The sequence below is a fragment of the Vibrio sp. 5S239 genome, from assembly GCF_041439575.1.
Lineage (GTDB): Bacteria > Pseudomonadota > Gammaproteobacteria > Enterobacterales > Vibrionaceae > Vibrio > Vibrio kanaloae.
In genome coordinates, this window is record NZ_JBGOOM010000017.1 from 35,273 (window position 1) to 54,222 (window position 18,950).

Here is an 18,950-nt window from a genome sequence, read left to right on the forward strand (position 1 = left end):
AATCTTGATGTAGTGCAATAAGCGTGGCGATATATCCGAAAGAGGTAGAAGAAATAAGGGCGTGAGAATGGTGGATAGCGTGAGAAGGAGAGCCACAAACGGTGTGGCTCTCAATTAAAGCTTAGTATTAACGAGAACCCTTAGAACTCAGCGTCGAACTGGAACTCCATCCACTCTTTGGTGACCGGGTGGTGCAGCGCAAGTCTTTCCGCGTGTAAGTGCAATCGGTCGGCTTTATTGCCATATAGGCCATCACCGACGATAGGCATGTTAAGACCTTCTTCATGTGAACAGTGAACACGCAACTGGTGTGTACGCCCTGTTTTAGGGTGCAGGTAAACCTTAGTGGCTTGCTCGTTTCGCTCAATCACTTCCCATTTGGTTTCTGCAGGCTTGCCGTGTTCGAAGCAGACAATCTGACGAGGGCGATCGTAAAGGTCGCCACGCAATGGCAAGCGAACATAACCTTCCTCTTCTGCCAGAACGCCTTCAATCATTGCCACGTAACGCTTCTCGACTTCGCGAGTAATGAACTGCTTCTGTAAGCTTTTGTTCGCACGTCGTGTGAGGGCGAATATTAGAATGCCAGAAGTCGCCATGTCTAAACGGTGAATAACAAATGGTCCTTCCACATCGGGGTGCATTTCTTGAACGCGAGTGTAGGCCGAATCTTTGATCGTTTTGCCCGGTACAGATAGAAAACCGGCTGGCTTGTGTACCACAACGATGTGCTCGTCTTGGAACAGAATATCCAGCTCTTTGCCTTCTGCTGGGTTTTCTAATAGTGGGTTTGGATCGACTTCTAGGCCTATCATCATGTGGCCTAAAATTGGAACACATTTGCTTTGGCAAGAGGCGTAGTATTTTTTGTGTTTGCGGATTTCCGATTTTGGTGAGCGACCCCACCAGAATTCAGCCAGCGCCAGTGGCGTATAACCATTCAAGTATGCGTATTGCAGAAGCTTTGGCGCGGCACATTCGCCAGACCCGGCAGGTGGGATCTTATTCGGCGTGTTTTCAAAAATTTGGTTTAGATCTTCGACATTGCCTTCCGCATTTTGGAAAGCGTATTGTGAAAATAACTTGTGTTGAAGCTGATGAGAAAGGTGTGCTCTTTGCTCTTTGAGCTCAGCTAGTTGAGTGGTGAACACATCAACTTTAGCCTGCAACACTTGCAGGGTTTGTTCCCAGTTGAGTTTTAGGTACTTCTGCTGGTTCTTGTCGGCAACACTGGCTTTGTTTAGCTCGTTATTTAGCTGTTCGAAAGCTTGCTCATCAAGGTTTTCTTTGCCTTGTTCACGTTGCTCTTTACGTGTTTTGCGGCCTTCAATAATCAGCAAGCGTTGCGCTTCGATCTCTTGTTCTGCCTGTGCTTTCTGTTGTGCTAACAGCTCACACAATTCGAGATATTCAGTGTTGACTTGCAGCGCTTTAAATTTCGCATTCACAGCCATCATGTCGGCCGTGTCTTGATGGAAAAAGCTGTCGCTGCTTAACATGTCGAATACAGGTGGAACAAAGTGAGGCAGTAGGTTTTGGTCGGCGATTTTCCCAGAGAAAGCAGAGAAGTAACCCAATTCACCTTCAGGACTTTTCACCAGTAACACACCAAACATTTTGCCGCGACCATCGTCAGAATCTAGCCCGAAATCATGCTGCCAATCGGTTTGAGTTTCTAGATATTGTTGAAGTTGGTGAGAGGCGATTTCACACAGTGGGTGTGGTTCGTAATAGAATGGGAACGTGAAACGCTCAGGCAACGAATATGACTCGATCGGCTGTTGAAAGCGAGTGAAGCAATGCTCAGGGTTGTGGCTTTTTTCTGAGGCGTGCGTTGGTTTTGGTGAGTGCATATTGTCGTCTTAATTCTTATATCGTCGTGTAATGGGTAGTGAGTCTACCGTGTATTACTAGAAAGCCTTCAACACGGTACAAGGCGGCGATTCTACTCTTTATCGAAAAGCGCCACAAATAAGAAATGGTTCAATTATTGGATACCACTGTTGTGATGCGTCACTCCAAGTTTCCGAGTGACGGTTTGAGCTTCATAAATGGATGAGTGACTTCTCGTTTTTTATTATAGAAGACAACTTAATAAACGAAGGGTGGTAGCTTTACCGATGTCTTGTGTAACTAAGGTAATGTTATGATCCCACTAAATACTTCCATCGTGGCAGGTGTCGCTCTTTCTGAAATCAACGGCCAAACGAAAATGCTATTAATGAAGCGTGTGAAGGGCGGTTTTTGGTGCCATGTTGCTGGTTCAATCGAAGTGGGTGAGACTGGCTGTCAGGCCATTGTTCGTGAGTTTGAAGAAGAAACCAAAATCGCAGTGGAAGCTCTGTATAATGCGCAGTTCCTAGAACAGTTCTACGAGGCGGACGTCAATGTGATTCAACTAATTCCAGTGTTTGCCGTGTTATGCCCACCCAATCAGGCGGTTGAACTGAACCATGAGCATACCGAGTACCGCTGGTGTAGTTTAGAGGAAGCTAAAGTACTAGCGCCGTTTCCTAATCAGCATGCAGTTTATGATCATATCTGGTCGTATTTTGTTGATAAGTCCATAAATCCGCTTTACCGAGTGAAATTGAATTAATACTGGCTGTTTAAGATCTAGGACTTACCAAGGTAAGGGGGTAAAAAGGCGCTCACTTGCGTTTGGCATAGCCCCACATCAACCTTCACGCCGTACGATTCAAGGACCGCAACACCACGACCATTATTACGAGGGCCTGGGTCTAGCATCGCCACTACCACGTGTTTTACACTTGCTTTAACCAAAGTATTGGCACAAGCGGGTGTTCTGCCGAAAAATGAACATGGCTCTAAAGTTACGTAAGCGCTAACCCCTTCCATTTTTCCGTCCATGGTCGTTACTCAGTATGACGAGACGGCGTAGCAGTTAGTCGCAACGCACGGTTAACATTAGGGTGGGAAGCGGTGCATGTTCGATCTGATTGGATTTTTAGTCAATGTTTTTAGTACAGAGGCAAAGTTTTGATTCGACACTGGTTAATTATGTTAACTACGGTCTCATAAGGTAGATTTGATATTATCTACGCAATATAGCTCAATTATTGAATCACCACGATAAATACTTAATTCAATAGGCTAGCCATAAATTCGCTGACCGGGTCTGACAATAAATCTTGTGGGTGGTCACCGCCAAAGGTAGCTAGCCCGCTTTTTCCTTCGATTATGCCAGACTTAATAATTACTTTTGTTTTGACATCAACAACTGTAATTTTTACCCTTACTTTATCTGGCTTTGCTGACCATTCAGTCGCGCGATCTTCCCAGTGTAATATGGTAGGAAAAATTAAGTAGTCGAACTCATTGCTTTTCGCATATTCAAGGACAAAATTGTAATCAGCCGGTTGGTTAGCGATTGCGACGTTGTTTAGTTTTGTGAATAATTCTGATTGAAGAGCTTTACTCACCATTAGTCCTGAGCCCGAATAATAGTGCTTCCCATACTCCCCATTCTTTGAGCGGCCAATTAAAACTGAATCACTTGTTTCAAATTTAGCTGTCGAGTTTACATTCGTAACCTGAAGTGTATGTGTATCAGCACACCCAATGATAACTAAGCTTATAAGTATTGGTAACGCACGTATAATTGACATAATAGCTACCTTATATTTATGTGAGTTGATATTAACCATAGTTTATATTAAACATATTAATGTATAAAATTTGCGACTAATTAGTACAAGCGACAAAGGACCCTTTAAGGCTCAAACAACCAATAGTTAACTTCGCCAATGAGTTAACCAATTTTTAGACTGAACTCGTTGAGCAAACACGTCTCTGCTGCGATTGGGGTTCGGTGTGATCTTTAAATCAAACAAACTCTCTAAACCAAAAGCCGAAATACACTCGATTTCCCCTGTCGGGCTTTGCTTTACGGCAACTGCAGTTTCTTTCTCTGGCTAGTAACTCATGGCATCCAATGAACTTTGATAAGGCTCATCCTCATTTCTGGTCTGCATGTTGGCTTGATTGCGAACTTGCCAATTAAGTTCTGGTAACCGTTGTTTAAGCAGAGCCTCGTATCTAAGCTCCGATTCGTAAGAGGTATCAATGGGATCAGTGTAGATCACATCAATATCATTGAGTGGAGTCGGGGAGGTATAACCATGCAAGTGAAGGTGATCCCAAACGAGGTTTCTCACAAAGCCCGCAGCGACATAACACTGCCGGTAAATCCAACTGATAGATACAGTCTAAAACCTGTATTCGTAAGGGATCTTGTTTGATCAACGTGACGATGCGGTTGGGTAGCGGATGTATCATTATGATGTCGGAATATCGGTGACTTGGTAATGACGTGTCATGTTCTGGGAGATTCCACCCCATTCAGAGGTTTTTACTCGCTGTTGGTGGGCTTCAAATGCTGATCGATTCGTAAACTCTTCATAAACTCAAATCGATTAGGTTGAAGCATTCTTTGAGTGACTCGAAACGCAATACAACCAGCTTCTTCCTGTGTCAGTTCTTTGTGTACAACCAAGGCTTGTGTCACTGCTTCTAGATCGTTGTCTGGCACTAGCATGAAAAAGCAATCACTTTGCATGTGTTTTTGTCTGTTTTTATCACAACATTTAGTTACGCCATCACTCTATCGCCGGCGGATATGTTTGGTACTCTAACAGTCGACACTATGACCCAAGGACAGCTCTTGTAGCTTAACGGCCGAGTCGGGGGAAGCGAACTATATATTTACTTGTCAAGACGAAGAAATATGTACTGTTCAGGTGCCTGTTGTAGTGGGGCGTATTGCTGAATCTGATTTTGGGATCAGGAAAACGAAAGTTAACTAAAATTGCCAGTTTATATTTAGGTTGTAGACATAGTCGTTATTGTATTCTCTTTCTTTTAAGGGTTTAGCATAGTCGATAGCAACATATAAATTAGCCTCAAAGCCAACTTCAATACCAAGTGCAGCTGATGAGAGCCGGTCTGTTCTGGCGGTAGAAAGCTCTCGTTCGGTATAAGCGAAGTCATACGTGATGTAGGGGTTAAAAAAATAATTGCCATGTTTGTTTCGTTGTAACAGCTTCACTTCGGTGCCATATCCTCTATCACCTTCTATGGTGTTTTCCGGGTAACCACGGCCATAGTTGAGACCACCGTAATTTAAACGCTGCGATGGCACTATCCTCTCATCGGCAAACATACCGTTTGCCCGCAAAGATACAACGTAATCCTGAATAAGTTCATATGAAGTAGATAAATTAAGGTCGTAAAAAGTAAAATCGCTGTTGTAGATATTTTCAGTTTCTAAATCACTCCTATATCTAAATGCACTACTGATACTTTGGTTGACTCCTAAGCCGGCTGAGAAGTTGAAATTGTCAAATCGTTTAATCACATCTATTGAAATCTGGCCAATAACATAATCTAGGTGATCGTCTAAGTTGCCTAAAGATGTGCCATTGAAGGAAACATCATAATTGCGTTCCTCTTTTTCATAGAGCACCCCCAGAGACACACTGAAGTCGGTCGTTTGATTTAATGTTATCGGGTAAGAGATAACGTAATCCAAGCTGTGTCGTTCAAAAGTATTGTCAACCGCTAACTTCACACCTCCTATATCAAGGATGCTTTCTTCGTTATCGGTATAATAGCTAGCGCTCAATCTACCTAAAGTTCCGTTGTGGAAAATGTCGTGTTCAAGCCTCATTGAGTAATATCCTTCATCGCTATTATTATCACGTGGGAGTAAACCAATGAGGGTTAGACGATTAATCGACATCCGATTAATATTACTACGCAGTCCCAAAGAGAAGTTACGCTCAGAATCTTGCTGCATTGAATAACCGATAAAAGGTTCAAATACGGTCTTATCTCGGGTAACGATACGAATAGATGTCGCGCCAGATATAGTTTTTGGTCTGGGGAGTGTAATATCAAATTGGTAACCAGGAATTCTATTGATTAGCAGGATAGCGCGTTCTAGAGAGGCCTGAGTTGCGGGATTCTCATTCAATAGCGGTTGTAAAATAGAGCGCACTTTGTGTTTAACTGTATCATTAGGGATCTCAAGTTCACTTCTGATCACAAATCCTTCCACAATAGTGATAGTCAATCGACCATCCCGAAAGTCATTTTGTTTAACAGTAGCAAAAGCGAGAGGGTAGCCGGCGATATGAAAACGCTGGGTGATTTTTTCGATCGCTTGCCCGATCAATTCGACCGAATAAGGTTGATTCAACAGCACTTGAACATCTTGTGCTAGCTGCTCAAGCTCCAACGATGTACCACCAGAAAAGTGTATTGACTGAATAACCTCTGAGCTGAGTACCTCCACTTCTCCTTTCATCTGCTCAACGTCAACATAGGAAGAAGACTCGGCTTGGTTCTTCGGTTCAGGTTGTACTAATAAAGGGGGCTCCGCAGCGTGACACTGGATGGTTGAAAGTAAACCAACAACAAAAAAAAAGGACTTTTTCTTTCTCAACATAGATACCCTTATAGAATAAAGAGCCATGATCTCTGGCTCTTTATTTATCAGACTCAATCATATTACTGACCTAGAATCGGTTTCAGAGTGCTAGTCGTGAGATGTGTGAGTGTCCCTCTATCCTCACTTGAAGAAGACAGCCCTAATTTATCTTCTCCCGCTAGGTTATCTGTTATATCTAACGAAAGTACATCTAATGAATTACCCTTTAATCCACCAACAACATCTTGAAGGCTTTGGGCTGTTGATCCTAATAAACTAGACAGAGGTGTTGATGCATCATCCAATTGATTAAAGTTAAGTAGAGTTGTACTCAAATCTAGTGAGTTGACCAAGCCTGTTTCTAAATTCAATACATCACCTAAATTCTGGGAAACTAGGATTAGATTTCCGTCTACACTAGAAAGCAGCGCTGTTTCAGAAAGTAAGTTATTATCATTTAAACCAGAGAGCGGATCAGTATCCAAACGGTTGGCTAATGCTGACTCCAAATTGAGCAGTAAAGTTTCATCCTGCTGCAACTCATTGGTGAGTAATGCGGTTAGGCCTTTTTCTCCAACAAATAATTGGCCAGTATCTTCAACCATCCCTTGAGTGTCCATCAGTAGCGCTGTGGTACCCTTAGTTAAAGTCGAAGTGGATAAGTAAACAAAGTTAGGCAAAGTGGTCTTAACGTCTTGTATATCGTTAAATATGACTAGCGCATTACCTTTCAGGTCGATCATACCATCGGCTTGTACCAGAATAGGTGCTGTCATCGTACCAAGCTGTTCAGATAATCCATATAAATTACCTTCTTCTGACGTTTGATACTGAAGCCACCCACCAATATTTTCGACCGTTCCACCTAGATCGGACACAGTCACCCCGGTATAAGTTAATAATCCGGTACGGTCATTAAGCTGAACGAACACAGGTAGCGCATCTAACTGCGCAACGGTATCGCCAGCGGAGACAACTGTTGTCCCTAATTTTTCAGTGGCATTAGCAGTGCCTTGCAAAGTGCGGCTGACATAAGCATCATCGATTTCCAAAGCCGTAGATCCCAGCGGTAACCCATCCCCCAAAGCAGTCACAACTTCCCCCAGGTTTACTAATACCTCTCCTGATCCCGTTGTTATTGAATCTAACGAGTTACTTAACTCACTTTGCGACACATTATTACCAGCTTCTGACAAGAGGTTGCTATCAGATTGTGGACTAACGGACTGCGGACCAACGACGTCCTCTTCTGTCGTTTCCGGGCCGCTACCACCAGAGGCAATTGTCCCAGAACCGTTGCCACTACATGCAGTTATCATCAATAAAGACGCTAACGAAACAAGAAAATTTCGATATAAAATAGTCATGGTATCCTCCTTTATTCAGATACTTTCCTTATGGTTGATAACTAAGAGGGAACGGATTATTTTAGCTCAAGGACTCGTTGGTACTACGTACTCATAAACCTTACGATGAACATTTGTTATTGTGCTCAAACTTAAAATAGCTTCAGAGCTACAAAATATAGTGTAAATAACACATTATACGCCATGATAAATCTAGGGTTCCCAGCGTTCCTCTATATCATCAACTTAATTTAATATACATTTTTTAGAGAAATAAATTACTTACCTTACTGTTTGGTATCATCAATGTTATAAAATCTAGCTTTTCCGTATTTATTCTTCTCTAACCATATTGCTATCTCATATCCACCTGAAAAGCTAGGTTTCGATCTCAGTGAGATACTAATAATCATGATTGAAATTTGATAAAAATCCAGAATAAAAATCGTAATTTTCCCATAAAATAAATAATACTTATCAGTTGTGAATTTGATTTCTATTAATATCTTTATCATCAACTGTTTATGATTAATTCATAAAAACTGATGGAAAATTTCATATTATAGGGAAAACAACATTAAGACTCACATATGAGACTTGAGTCACATAAAACATTCACATCATTTTGATTCTCTAACTATGATTAGTAACAAGGTAGCAATGCAACACTGTTTGCCCTTTAACAAGGATTGGATATTCTCCATGACAAATTCCATCATCTAAGTACGTAATTATCAGGTAGGTAGCTATGTTTTTATTGAAAAGATTAACCATCAAGACGTGGTGTAAATTTATCTCTTTTTTACACTGTAACAAGGGCGCATCAGGTATCGAGTACGCCATTATTGCCACCATCGCGGCAATTGCCATTGCGCTTTTCTCTACGGGTGACGACAACATCGGCGCACGTATTGAAAGCGTATTAACCGCTGTTAGAGACGCTCTGCCAACAACCGTTGAAGAAGGCTAAGATGGCTGAGGCTAAATTATGGTGATTCAATGAGTCCATTTGCCATTTACTGCGGTCTGTTGTTTATTGCGAGTGTTTATGACATAAAAAGTAGGCAAGTACCTGCGCTATTAATTTTCATTTTAATGCTAGCCCCTCTCTTAGCTCTTTATGGAGTTGGAAACCTTAATTTCAGTCCTCAGATAATGTGGTCTGTGATATTTACGTCTTTTTGGGTTTTTATTGGTTATTCTGTATTTGGTTTTGGCGGTGCGGATGGAAAAATACTGCTGGGGTTATCATTTATATTACCCATTGATGTTATGGCAATATTTACTGGTATTGCATTATCTATTTTCATCATTTATTTCATCATTTTTTTTAGAAAAAAAAACGAAGCACCATTTATACCGGCCATTGCAATCACTGCTACTGGATTAATATTTTCGACTAGTATGTAGGAAAGGATATGCCTCAATCAATAACGAATTTAAAAAAACAATCTGGTTCGGTGGCTATAGAAACTATTTTTTTACTCCCGATCATAGTGATCTTACTTTTTGCTGTGATTCATTATTGCATGATTTTTTTTGCGGCCAGTATGTTCGATCATGTAGCCAAAGAGAGCATCCGCCAGTCTATGGCCTTCGTCAATGAGGAATGTTATTTCAGTTATAAAAACTGCTCCGGTGCTGAAGTGCTTACTGAAGTAACCCCCACAATCCGCACTCATGCAAAAATAATCATTCAGGGGTTCACCCAGGGTCAAGGAGAAAGTCTTGGTTCTTTGTTTGGAGTGACATTGCCAGACCCCGAGGAATTAATCCGAATCTCAACAATCACTGATCCGACAGACGGCTCTGACATATGTTGCCAAGTTACGATTGTTTTGGACGAATATCGAACGACCCCTTTTCTTCCGACCAACATCATTGACGGCTTACTACCTAAAGAAGTCTCCGTATTTCCGGACCAAATTGTTGGTACCGCTGTTCTTAAACTGAATTAGGAGCCAGAAATGAACATGACTCTGAACAAAGTCGCAGTGTTAAAATTGGCGTCTGTTGCCTTTCTAGCCTTAGCTATTATTCTCGTTTTTGTCGGCATGTTTTCTATACAAGAGCCGGCCCCCCAACAGCCCAAAGCTGCACCGACTCTATACAGTGTTTGGGCCTTCGATGAACCTCAGAACCATGGAACGATGATTTCAGCGGATATGTTTAAGCAGGTCACCACAACACAACTCGACCAGAGATACGTATTAAAAAAACGGTTAGCGGTTGGTCGACGCCTGAGTAAATCTGTCGAAAAAGGTGACTATTTGACCGATGATCTTTTTGCCACAATCCGACCAATGATCGATGACTTAGAGCTTAACCAAAGAGCAGTTGCTATAAGAGCAGATGAAGTGTTAACCGTTGGGGGCTACATACAGCCCGGTGACCATGTTGATGTGATGTTGTTACTAAAGCCCAACAGGGAATCTGGTACTACGACTACAGCCAGAAAAATAGCATCTAACTTAAAAGTGTTGGCGGTGGGTGACCTACAATTTGGTACAGAAAGTGAGGACCGGGAAAATCATGCTAAATCCGTAGTACTGTCTGTCTATGTGGATTTAGCGCCGACTATTTTACTGGCGGACAGCAGTGGTGAATTAAGGTTAGCTGCTGTGGGTAGTAAAGAGCTAACCAATGAAAAAACGAATGATTTTCAGCCTAGGTCACTGCTACATACTGTTTCTTTAAGAAGCCAACCTAGTGAGGGAACTAAAACAACATCTGTAGCTGAACTTCGACAATTTCTGCCTCCTCGAAAAAAGGTTGAAAAAGCTTCCAAACCAAAACCAACCCGTCAGCATGCACCTCAACGCGTTCGATATGTCGAACTGATTCAAGGCGATGAGCGCTCTGTCGTTAAAGTGCCTCAACAATAAGGAACGTTGTCTATGAGCCTGAGAAGACTATTTTTGACATTCTTAATCCCATTATCGTTTCTATCTCAAGCGGCAGAAACCGTTATTCTCAAGAAAGACTCTCAACGCAGTATCAACATCCTAAGAGGTGAGTTAAAACGAGCCGCTATAGCCACTCCTGACGTAGTATCACTAATGGTACTTAACGACACCACACTACTGGTCACAGGTAAGAAAGTTGGTTCTACTACCTTGAGTGTTTGGACTACGGCTCAGGACACACCTAAAGAATACCAACTCAAAGTGCAACCAACGGCTGTCAGTTATAATAATATTCAGGTTCAAACCGATATTAAAGTGGTCGAAATTAGTAAGAGTGCTCTTAAACAGGCGGGTTTTTTTCTTGGGCGACAAACTGGAAATACAACCTTTGGCATTGGTAACAGCTCTGCTCTAAATGGCGCTTCCTTTGCTGGAGAGTTATCGTCAGGAAATAATTTTTTGGCCTTGAGTGATGCGTTTAATGTCGTGATTGGGGATGTATCGAAAGGAATATTAGGCACCATCAGTGCGCTTAATGCTAACGGGTTTGCGTACACTTTGGCGGAACCCAGCTTAGTGACCATGTCTGGACACACTGCAACTTTCTTAGCTGGTGGTGAGTTTCCTTATCCTAGATCATCCAATGATGGTGATATATCTATTGATTTCAAAGAGTTTGGAGTAAGGCTTAATCTTTCACCTACCGTTATGGAAAACAACCGTATCATGCTAAAAGTCGCGCCGGAAGTAAGCGAACTAAATTACAGCAACTCGGTCAGTACCGGCGGTGTCCAGGTGCCAGGAATTAGCGTGCGTCGTACTGATACTACTGTTCAACTCGGTGATGGTGAAACCTTTATCATCAGTGGCTTGATTAGCAGCAGTACCATGAAAAATTCTGACCGCTTCCCAGGGTTAGGTGATATTCCAATATTAGGTGCTTTTTTCAGCTCCAGTCGGTTAGAAAGTAATGATAAAGAGTTGATGATGGTTGTTACACCCCACTTAGTACGTCCGATAGCGAAAGGGGCAACTTTGCCGCCTCTGCCAGGAGAAATTTACCGAAACTACGACCCCGATTTTTTCGAGATGGTGTTCATGCATGCGGAACCGGAAGATCTTCCCAGCAATATTGGGTTTTCCAACTGATTTTGGCCATTTAAGGCTGATTCCTAGCGTAAGCCAACAAATATCAGGAACTGTTTATGACGACGAACAACTGGTTGAATACCTTTAAAACCGCTTCCTACCAACCCTTAAGTTTGGAATTAAAAGCTGACTTACATAAGTACGTTATAGAGCAAATGGAAGATGATGGTGTCTTGTTTAGTCTTGCATCCGACAATCGCAATGACCTGATGTTGTCTGTCACTACATATATCCAACAATATCTAATCAAAGATCATATAGATCAATCAACGCCAATAGACACGCTAGCTGAAGAGTTAGTCGATGAGATGTTAGGTTACGGTCCTATTGAAAACTTACTTAAGGATCCATCCATCAATGACATATTGATCAATGGTCCTAAATTGGTTTTTGTCGAGCGGGAAGGAAGGTTAGAACAGGTGAACCATCATTTCTTGAACGACGAGCATGTCGTAAGAGTGATTAGAAAAATGCTATCTCCCCTCGGTCGACGTATTGATGAATCGAATCCAATGGTTGATGCTCGCTTACCCGATGGAAGCCGTATCAACGCAATTATTCCTCCTTTAGCATTAGATGGCCCCTGCCTATCAGTACGAAAATTTAAGCAAGATAGCTTAACGGAGCACTACCTCTTAGCTAATGAGACCCTGTCTTCAGATATGCTTGAATTTTTGAAACACTGCGTCGCTTCACGCCTCAATATTTTAATTAGTGGTGCCACTGGTTCAGGGAAAACAACGCTACTTAATATTCTCAGTCAGTACATTTCGACACATGAAAGGGTTGTTACCATTGAAGATGCTGCTGAACTGCAACTACGTAACACCCACGTTGTCCGCCTTGAAACCCGGCCTCCCAACTCTGAGGGAAATGGTGAAGTGACGGCACGTGAGCTGGTGAAAAACTCCCTTAGGATGCGGCCCGACCGTATCATTTTAGGAGAAAGTCGAGGAGGGGAGGTCTTAGATATGTTGCAAGCGATGAATACCGGGCATCTGGGGTCCATGAGCACATTGCATGCAAACTCACCTTGTGATGCCTTACTAAGATTAGAAATGATGGTCACACTGACCGGCTTTAATTCCAGTGAGAACTTCATTCGTAAAGTTGTTTCATCCGCTGTTGATATCGTCATACAGATCCGTCGACTCCCCAATGGAAAACGCGTCGTCTCTGAGGTGGTTGAAGTTGGCAACGTAGAAGATGGGCACATCAATACACATAAGCTCTATGAATATACTCAGAAAACATTTCAACCCAGTGGTACTCCGAGCGATGAACTTCAAATTAAGCTTGAGGAGCAGTTATGGTAAATCTATATTTGTTACTGAGCGTTGCTGTAGCTGTTACCTCTGTTCTTTGTTACGCGCTCGCTGTTAAATACAAAAGAAAACAGGCCACTGAAGAAGATGTATCCCCCGAGCTTACAGTACGTACACAGAGTGACAGTTTAAAAGACTTACTAATCGAGAAAGCGCAAGCACTAGGGTTTAGTCAATCATGGTTGAAAAATGGTGTTCTAATCTTACTTATTACTACCTTCAATGCCGGCGTAGCATGGCGGTTCGGTCACCTTAGTTTTGCCGTTAGTCTGATTGTATCGTTTTTACTTATAGTACTCATTGCACGACTGCGTAAAGCGAAAACAAGAATGCGGCTAACACAACAGCTGCCTTCATTTATTGACCAAGTGCATCGTCGAATAAAAGTTGGACTAACAGTCCCGCAAGCCGTTGATCAGTCGGCAAAGATAACTTCTTACCCACTAAGCGATGTATTACAACGCATCAATGACCGACGGGCGCTCGGTATTGAATTACAAAATGCTTTTATTACAGAAAGTCAGATTACCGGGGTGCCCGCTTTTCGTCTTCTGGGTTCCATTTTTAGTGTTAATACTCGTTATGGCGGTAGTATAACCTCTTCACTCGAAAGCTTAGTGAAACTGCTTAGACAGCAGGATCTGAGTCGTCGTGAACTAAAATCGATTACCGGCGAAACACGAATGACTGCCTGGGTAATTGGCTCTGCTCCGGTATTAGTTAGTGCCTATATGCTGACACAAAATCCTGAGCTGCTTATCAATATGTGGTACTCCGATACTGGGCGCCAAGCCTTGCTGTTTGGCATTGTCCTTCAGCTATTAGGTATTGTAGTGATCTGGCGTATGTTTCGTAGTTTATAACTAACTTGAATATTACAAGGAGGTGAACATGGCTCAAGTATATTTTCTACTTTCAGTAGTATTAGCTCTTTGTGCTGGAGGGTGTCGTTACCTAGCAATTCGCCAAGAGAAATTGATGCGCTCGTCAGGTCAAAAACTTAACGTCTCTGCAAAACCGAAACCGGTGCAAGAGCCCCTAATGCTGAGCTCTATGAAATGGTGGCGAAAATCAAAAAAAGACCATGAAAAGTCGTTATCCGGTATCGTACTTGCGATGCGTCAAGCGGGTTATATCAGTGGGCGACAACAAGTTTTATGCTTAATTAAAATGTTTCTAGTCTGGTCTGGGCTGTTTTTGATCTTTACTGGTCAGCAATACCTGTTTTCATCCACGATGGAACGCACCTTTCTTTTCTACGCCTTATTCATGGCAGTAGGTGCATTACTATCGCTTCACTGGTTTCGTATCCAGGCTCGTAAACGCGCCCGACGCATAAACGAAGAGATGTTGACGACCGTGCACATGATGTCAATTTTATGGCAAGTTGGTCTCTCTCTAGAAGGATTACTAAAAGCTTACCTTTTGGAGGCGAAAGAGCTAACTCCTGAAGTTAATAAAGATATTAAACTTATCGTGGCACGTATCGACGCGGGACAAAACCGGGAAGTCGTGTTTAATGACATGGCACAAATAACTTTGTCGAGCGGGTTTCAAGATTTTCTGATTATGTTATCTCAGGCCGCGGCAACAGGTGGAGGGTTGAAAGAGTCATTCCAATCACTGTCCGAATTAATTTACCAACACAAGCGCGTAGAGCTGCAGGAAAAGGTGACTAAGTTGTCTGGTAAAATTTCAATCGCCATGATGGCGTTAATGTTTCCCGCTTTATTTATTGTTCTCGGTGGTCCGGCAGCGCTGGCTTTGATGGCTGCCTTTGGAGGTTAAATGAAATTTTTATTCGTGGTTATTATTTTTATCCTAGCGGGCTGCTCATCCAGCCAGCAACCAAGTGACTATACTCAGTCTCCAGGTATGTGTAATGAGAAATTGTCTCAGTCTCAAGGTATGAAACTATCTTTTGCACAACAAGCCTTTAATAACCAGCAATATTATTCCACTCTGGCGATGTTACAAAAAATAAATACAACATCAGTAACTAGATCATCTCTAGAGGCTAAAGCACTATTAAAAACCCGTCAGTGGGATGATGCGAGCAAAGTGTATAACCAACTAATGGACACGTGCCTCAGAGGCAAAGCTGCACACGGGTTAGGTTTGATTTCAGCGTATCAGAAAAACTACCAACAGGCTGGAAAGTGGTTACGTTTGGCTGTTGACTTAGAGCCTGATGATTCAGCTATTCGTAACGACTACGGATTTTTCCTACTGCTAAACAATGGTACGGATGCCGCGAAAAAAGAGTTTCTCACCGCGCTAGAACTTAATCCCGATAATCACCATTCTGCCAAAAATCTATGGCTAGCATTATCACGAGATAATGATCGTAAAGCAGCACAAAGTCTCACTAAGCGATACGGCTGGGGATATAAAGAAAACCTAGAACTGACTACTGCATTGCGTAGCTTTAGTCCATTGAGCATCAAGGAGTCGGAACAATGAAAGCACTTTTTCTTTTAGGTATTACCATTGGTTACTCATGCATCAGTTTAGCGCAGCAGTTACCCTCTAAACACCAAAAAGGTGAGGAAATAACGGTTCAATACACCCGTATCTGGTTGGAAATTCAACGTGAGAATATGCTCGCAACCAGTCATAAAGACGCCCTAACACCAGAAGTTAGCAAAGCAGTGCAAGAACGTGTCGAAGCGTCCTTTTCCCACGCTATTCCGGAAAAATTTATTAAGAACGATTTCGGGGAGTAATACTCATGCGACGCTATCAGTCAGGCGCTTTAACTTTATGGCTCGCAACTGCTCTGCTCAGTTTGGTTATCTTTACTTCTGTCGCTATTGATACTGCACGACTTGCTTTCCAGCGTCAGCAATTACAATCAATCGCCGATCTTTCTGCTTCAGAAATTGGTCTGAACAATCCCTATTTCATCCAACCTGAAGCAGTTGAAAACTGGGAGGCTATATTGACTGATAAGTATCAGCAACAAGTCGATGATATTGTTATTCAAAATGGTTATGCCTTGATTCAGGATAACCGTTGGATTTTTAATCCGAGCCCCAGCGCGGCTACAGATGGTTACCCGGCCACTAAAGTTGTGGCCACAAAAACCGTCCCACAAAGTATGATTGCTGGTGGCCTTTTCAACGACAATCAAATTACCTTGATGGCAGAATCTGCCATACAAAAAGCAGGAATCATCAGTTTTGGGATTGGTAGTAAAACTCTCGAAACAACAGAAAGTAGCATTTTAAATGGTTTGCTCAGTGGGTTACTAGGCATCGATATCAACTTAACTGCGGCCAGTTATCAAGGGTTAGCCAACACCTCATTAAAACTTGGTTCAGTGTTAGATACACTGGCACTAGACTTAGGTTTGGGATCACCTCAGGAAGTGCTAGAAAGTGATATTTCACTCTTAACCGTACTTGATACTTACCTCAATATACTTGACAGAGGGGATTCATCCACAGATGGCCTGAACGTCATAATAGACCAACTTGTTCTTGCTACTGCCATTCCAGATATCGTTCTTGGTGACATCTTAAAACTCACTGAAACTAGTACTCAAGGAGCAGCGCTTGAGACTTCTCTTAACGCACTTAAATTAATTAAAGCCACGATATTCGCTTCTAATAAAGAGCATTTCGTCGATATCCCCGATCTTTCGGTTGTTATCCCTAGTGTTACCAGTATCGAACTCAGGACGCAAATTATCGAGGCACCACAATACACCATTGCAACGTTACCGATAAGTGAAAACGCTCCGCCCAGTGTTAGCAACTCACAAATCGAATTACAGCTCGCGGCAGATCTTGATTTGGTCGATGATATTACAGGCGCTTTATCTACTCTCACCCCTACAGGTATTGATATTTCTCCGCTTGTTATTAATGTTAGCGCAACTAAAGCTACGGCGACTTTAACTCATCTGGATCTTAACCAAGATAACCCAGAAGCAGAATTTCTTATCCAAGATTCGTTATTAACTATGGATGCCGATCCAATTGAAATTAGTATCGATTTGCCTCTATTTTCTGCAATAGAAATAACAATAAACATAGACATAGAAGATAATAGAGACTGGTCAGCTACTCATATTGCTTTGGATGAGCTACCTTACTCTTCAGAAGAGAGCGACAATATTTTAGCCGATTCAGGGCGTGCATTTACCACAGCTATCAATCTAGATATTGACGCTCCACTTGGTTTAGGCTATCTACTCACGCCTATTAGCAATGCGTTAAGCCCAGCTATCTCGAGTTTACTCACTGCTATTTTAGGGCAAGCATTGTTGCCAACCCTACAAGCTTTAGGTGTTCCTTTAGGCGGTGCGGATTTATGGGTTGATTCAGTTCAAGCGTCATCACATGGTTTGATTCTTTGACGGTTTTTATAATTTGCACTAGCAATTTTGACCACCGAGTTCAGTGGACATTCCGCACATTTAAAACCTACGTTCGTTAGGGAGCTTATTTAATCCGTGTGATGATGCAGTTGACTAGTGGGTGCGTCATTATGGTGCCGGGGCATCGGTGATTTGATAATGACGTGTCACGTTCTTGGAGATTTCACCCCATTCCGATCTTTTAACTCGACGCTGGTGTGTGTCGAATGCTTCTCGGTTAGTGAACTCTTCATACACTTCAAAGCGATTAGGTTGAAGCGTACTTTGACTGACTCGAAACACTATACAGCCAGGCTCCGCCAGTGTGAGTTCTTTATGCTTAGCTAAGGCTTGGGTGACTGTTTCTAGGGCGTTGTCTGGCACTAGAATATGACCTTGTAGAATTACTTTACTCATTATTACGTCCATTTAACTTTATCTATTACGAGCATTATCTATTAGATAGAAGCTTTATCCATTGCCAATATAATCACATTTTGATGTTGTGACGTACAGATCAATGTGGGGTATAAAACGATCATCTTCAACATATCGGTTGTTACGTGGTAACTTTAGTGGGTGGGATAAAGTAAATATTTGGAACTAAATCCGTGCTGGTCCGGTCTATTAATACGTATCATGGAACTGTATTGATACTGAAATGAATATGTCATTTGAGAGAGCTAACCTTAAATTCGAATAACGGCTCATGGTATGAAACTGAACCATAGTTGATATCTAGGTCTAACTTTGATGCAAATGGTACTAAGAATTCCATATATTTCGTGACCTGTATCATTGATCTAGCCATCAAACACCGTTAGATTCGAATAGTTGGCAATAAAAATAGCTCAAGAAGAGCAGTTAAATGAAAAGGAAATATCCCATATGAAAAAAATGAGAAGAGCACAACTTCATCGCGTTCGTATCCAATATTGGAAAGACACGTCAAAAGAAGCGGCAAAGAAATAAGCTTTAAATCGTAAAGCTATCAAGTCAAAAAGCTGAAAAGCTTAAGTATAATGAAAAATGCAACAAACCGGTTTCATTAGTTCTCCCAAGGACCTTAATCTGGTTGGTGACTAAAGAAATCACTCTACAAAGAGCTGACAGGCATTAAGTACAATGCATCCAGTGTCAGCTCATTAATACCCCTCTTAGCTCATCTTTACTCCACTTTAGTTCTTCTTAGTTAAAACGACCCTCTAGCTCTTTTTATGATCTAAACGGTAAGGCTAATTAACTGGATGTATTGCTAATACCCATCGTCGTAGGTATTTGGTCACCCTCGCTTGTTGAAAGGCTTGATAACTTCGTTAGAAATTGTGGTGTAGGATAATAACTTACCGAAAATGTCTGCCTGGCCCTAAAGCCTTTGCCTGCGATAATTATGATCACTTATTTGCTGTG

The 18,950-nt window shown here is 42.0% G+C and carries 17 protein-coding genes and 3 pseudogenes; 12 read left to right on the forward strand and 8 right to left on the reverse strand.

Annotation, left to right across the window (positions count from 1 at the left end; translation table 11 throughout):
- Positions 1-140: 140 nt before the first annotated feature.
- On the reverse strand, positions 141-1,853 hold the full coding sequence (locus ACED48_RS13765; RefSeq protein WP_017058732.1) for an RluA family pseudouridine synthase: 1,713 nt from the start codon (positions 1,851-1,853) through the stop codon (positions 141-143).
- Positions 1,854-2,146: 293 nt separating this feature from the next.
- Here ACED48_RS13765 and ACED48_RS13770 point away from each other — a divergent pair, with 293 nt between their 5' ends.
- The gene (locus tag ACED48_RS13770; protein ID WP_017058731.1) at positions 2,147-2,599 is read left to right on the forward strand and encodes an NUDIX pyrophosphatase; all 453 of its coding nucleotides are present in this window, start codon (positions 2,147-2,149) and stop codon (positions 2,597-2,599) included.
- 17 nt (positions 2,600-2,616) lie between these two features.
- Here the strand turns inward: ACED48_RS13770 and ACED48_RS13775 are convergent.
- The 6 genes and pseudogenes from ACED48_RS13775 to ACED48_RS13800 form a co-directional block, all read right to left on the reverse strand.
- A pseudogene (locus ACED48_RS13775) lies at positions 2,617-2,868 on the reverse strand (riboflavin-specific deaminase); the annotation flags it as partial.
- Positions 2,869-3,101: 233 nt separating this feature from the next.
- Positions 3,102-3,629 carry a DUF4823 domain-containing protein gene (locus ACED48_RS13780; RefSeq protein WP_017058729.1) on the reverse strand — a complete coding sequence of 176 codons (528 nt, stop codon included), beginning with the start codon at positions 3,627-3,629 and terminating at the stop codon, positions 3,102-3,104.
- Positions 3,630-3,705: 76 nt separating this feature from the next.
- Positions 3,706-4,299, reverse strand: a pseudogene (locus tag ACED48_RS13785) (nucleotidyltransferase family protein).
- Positions 4,299-4,579 (reverse strand): annotated as a pseudogene (locus ACED48_RS13790) (putative quinol monooxygenase). The pseudogenes ACED48_RS13785 and ACED48_RS13790 overlap by 1 nt, the downstream one beginning before the upstream one ends.
- 243 nt (positions 4,580-4,822) lie before the next feature.
- The gene (locus ACED48_RS13795) at positions 4,823-6,496 is read right to left on the reverse strand and encodes a POTRA domain-containing protein (RefSeq protein WP_084026619.1); all 1,674 of its coding nucleotides are present in this window, start codon (positions 6,494-6,496) and stop codon (positions 4,823-4,825) included.
- A gap of 35 nt (positions 6,497-6,531) precedes the next feature.
- On the reverse strand, positions 6,532-7,770 hold the full coding sequence (locus tag ACED48_RS13800) for a collagen-like triple helix repeat-containing protein (protein WP_371692178.1): 1,239 nt from the start codon (positions 7,768-7,770) through the stop codon (positions 6,532-6,534).
- A 775-nt stretch (positions 7,771-8,545) separates the two neighbouring features.
- On the opposite strand from ACED48_RS13800, the gene ACED48_RS13805 reads away from it, so the two are divergent.
- Genes ACED48_RS13805 through ACED48_RS13855 form a run of 11 tightly spaced genes read left to right on the forward strand, consistent with a single transcriptional unit; the run spans position 8,546 to position 17,540 of the window.
- Complete coding sequence (locus tag ACED48_RS13805) at positions 8,546-8,767, forward strand: Flp family type IVb pilin (protein ID WP_017058725.1); 222 nt, start codon at positions 8,546-8,548, stop codon at positions 8,765-8,767.
- Positions 8,768-8,796: 29 nt separating this feature from the next.
- Positions 8,797-9,207 (forward strand): prepilin peptidase, encoded by a 411-nt coding sequence (locus tag ACED48_RS13810; protein WP_017058724.1) that lies wholly within the window; start codon positions 8,797-8,799, stop codon positions 9,205-9,207.
- Positions 9,208-9,215: 8 nt separating this feature from the next.
- Complete coding sequence (locus tag ACED48_RS13815; protein ID WP_017058723.1) at positions 9,216-9,755, forward strand: TadE family protein; 540 nt, start codon at positions 9,216-9,218, stop codon at positions 9,753-9,755.
- A gap of 9 nt (positions 9,756-9,764) precedes the next feature.
- On the forward strand, positions 9,765-10,682 hold the full coding sequence (gene cpaB / locus ACED48_RS13820) for a Flp pilus assembly protein CpaB (RefSeq protein WP_017058722.1): 918 nt from the start codon (positions 9,765-9,767) through the stop codon (positions 10,680-10,682).
- 12 nt (positions 10,683-10,694) lie between these two features.
- Positions 10,695-11,852 carry a type II and III secretion system protein family protein gene (locus ACED48_RS13825; RefSeq protein ID WP_017058721.1) on the forward strand — a complete coding sequence of 386 codons (1,158 nt, stop codon included), beginning with the start codon at positions 10,695-10,697 and terminating at the stop codon, positions 11,850-11,852.
- Positions 11,853-11,908: 56 nt separating this feature from the next.
- Entirely contained in the window at positions 11,909-13,168 is a 1,260-nt protein-coding gene (locus ACED48_RS13830; RefSeq protein ID WP_017058720.1) for a CpaF family protein, read from the forward strand.
- Positions 13,162-14,040 carry a type II secretion system F family protein gene (locus ACED48_RS13835; protein ID WP_017058719.1) on the forward strand — a complete coding sequence of 293 codons (879 nt, stop codon included), beginning with the start codon at positions 13,162-13,164 and terminating at the stop codon, positions 14,038-14,040. Before ACED48_RS13830 ends, ACED48_RS13835 begins: the two co-directional genes overlap by 7 nt.
- 28 nt (positions 14,041-14,068) lie before the next feature.
- On the forward strand, positions 14,069-14,965 hold the full coding sequence (locus ACED48_RS13840) for a type II secretion system F family protein (RefSeq protein ID WP_017058718.1): 897 nt from the start codon (positions 14,069-14,071) through the stop codon (positions 14,963-14,965).
- Positions 14,966-15,640, forward strand: coding sequence for a M48 family metallopeptidase (locus tag ACED48_RS13845; RefSeq protein WP_017058717.1), 675 nt, complete (start codon positions 14,966-14,968; stop codon positions 15,638-15,640).
- Positions 15,637-15,903, forward strand: coding sequence for a DUF3613 domain-containing protein (locus tag ACED48_RS13850; RefSeq protein ID WP_017058716.1), 267 nt, complete (start codon positions 15,637-15,639; stop codon positions 15,901-15,903). The genes ACED48_RS13845 and ACED48_RS13850 overlap by 4 nt, the downstream gene beginning before the upstream one ends.
- A gap of 5 nt (positions 15,904-15,908) precedes the next feature.
- Positions 15,909-17,540: a hypothetical protein gene (locus tag ACED48_RS13855; RefSeq protein WP_017058715.1), complete on the forward strand. Its 1,632-nt coding sequence runs from the start codon at positions 15,909-15,911 to the stop codon at positions 17,538-17,540.
- Positions 17,541-17,669: 129 nt separating this feature from the next.
- Here the strand turns inward: ACED48_RS13855 and ACED48_RS13860 are convergent, their stop codons facing one another.
- Positions 17,670-17,957, reverse strand: coding sequence for a putative quinol monooxygenase (locus ACED48_RS13860; RefSeq protein WP_017058714.1), 288 nt, complete (start codon positions 17,955-17,957; stop codon positions 17,670-17,672).
- Positions 17,958-18,950 lie beyond the last annotated feature (993 nt).

What these genes read in the sequence shown, in the direction of transcription:
- ACED48_RS13770 (WP_017058731.1), top strand. Translation starts at nt 2,147, where the DNA reads ATGATCCCACTAAATACTTCCATCGTGGCAGGTGTCGCTCTTTCTGAA.
- ACED48_RS13860 (WP_017058714.1), bottom strand. Translation starts at nt 17,957, where the DNA reads ATGAGTAAAGTAATTCTACAAGGTCATATTCTAGTGCCAGACAACGCC.
- ACED48_RS13840 (WP_017058718.1), top strand. Translation starts at nt 14,069, where the DNA reads ATGGCTCAAGTATATTTTCTACTTTCAGTAGTATTAGCTCTTTGTGCT.
- ACED48_RS13825 (WP_017058721.1), top strand. Translation starts at nt 10,695, where the DNA reads ATGAGCCTGAGAAGACTATTTTTGACATTCTTAATCCCATTATCGTTT.
- ACED48_RS13850 (WP_017058716.1), top strand. Translation starts at nt 15,637, where the DNA reads ATGAAAGCACTTTTTCTTTTAGGTATTACCATTGGTTACTCATGCATC.
- ACED48_RS13805 (WP_017058725.1), top strand. Translation starts at nt 8,546, where the DNA reads ATGTTTTTATTGAAAAGATTAACCATCAAGACGTGGTGTAAATTTATC.
- ACED48_RS13855 (WP_017058715.1), top strand. Translation starts at nt 15,909, where the DNA reads ATGCGACGCTATCAGTCAGGCGCTTTAACTTTATGGCTCGCAACTGCT.
- ACED48_RS13830 (WP_017058720.1), top strand. Translation starts at nt 11,909, where the DNA reads ATGACGACGAACAACTGGTTGAATACCTTTAAAACCGCTTCCTACCAA.
- ACED48_RS13800 (WP_371692178.1), bottom strand. Translation starts at nt 7,770, where the DNA reads ATGATAACTGCATGTAGTGGCAACGGTTCTGGGACAATTGCCTCTGGT.
- ACED48_RS13765 (WP_017058732.1), bottom strand. Translation starts at nt 1,853, where the DNA reads ATGCACTCACCAAAACCAACGCACGCCTCAGAAAAAAGCCACAACCCT.
- cpaB (WP_017058722.1), top strand. Translation starts at nt 9,765, where the DNA reads ATGAACATGACTCTGAACAAAGTCGCAGTGTTAAAATTGGCGTCTGTT.
- ACED48_RS13815 (WP_017058723.1), top strand. Translation starts at nt 9,216, where the DNA reads ATGCCTCAATCAATAACGAATTTAAAAAAACAATCTGGTTCGGTGGCT.
- ACED48_RS13795 (WP_084026619.1), bottom strand. Translation starts at nt 6,496, where the DNA reads ATGGCTCTTTATTCTATAAGGGTATCTATGTTGAGAAAGAAAAAGTCC.
- ACED48_RS13845 (WP_017058717.1), top strand. Translation starts at nt 14,966, where the DNA reads ATGAAATTTTTATTCGTGGTTATTATTTTTATCCTAGCGGGCTGCTCA.
- ACED48_RS13810 (WP_017058724.1), top strand. Translation starts at nt 8,797, where the DNA reads ATGAGTCCATTTGCCATTTACTGCGGTCTGTTGTTTATTGCGAGTGTT.
- ACED48_RS13835 (WP_017058719.1), top strand. Translation starts at nt 13,162, where the DNA reads ATGGTAAATCTATATTTGTTACTGAGCGTTGCTGTAGCTGTTACCTCT.
- ACED48_RS13780 (WP_017058729.1), bottom strand. Translation starts at nt 3,629, where the DNA reads ATGTCAATTATACGTGCGTTACCAATACTTATAAGCTTAGTTATCATT.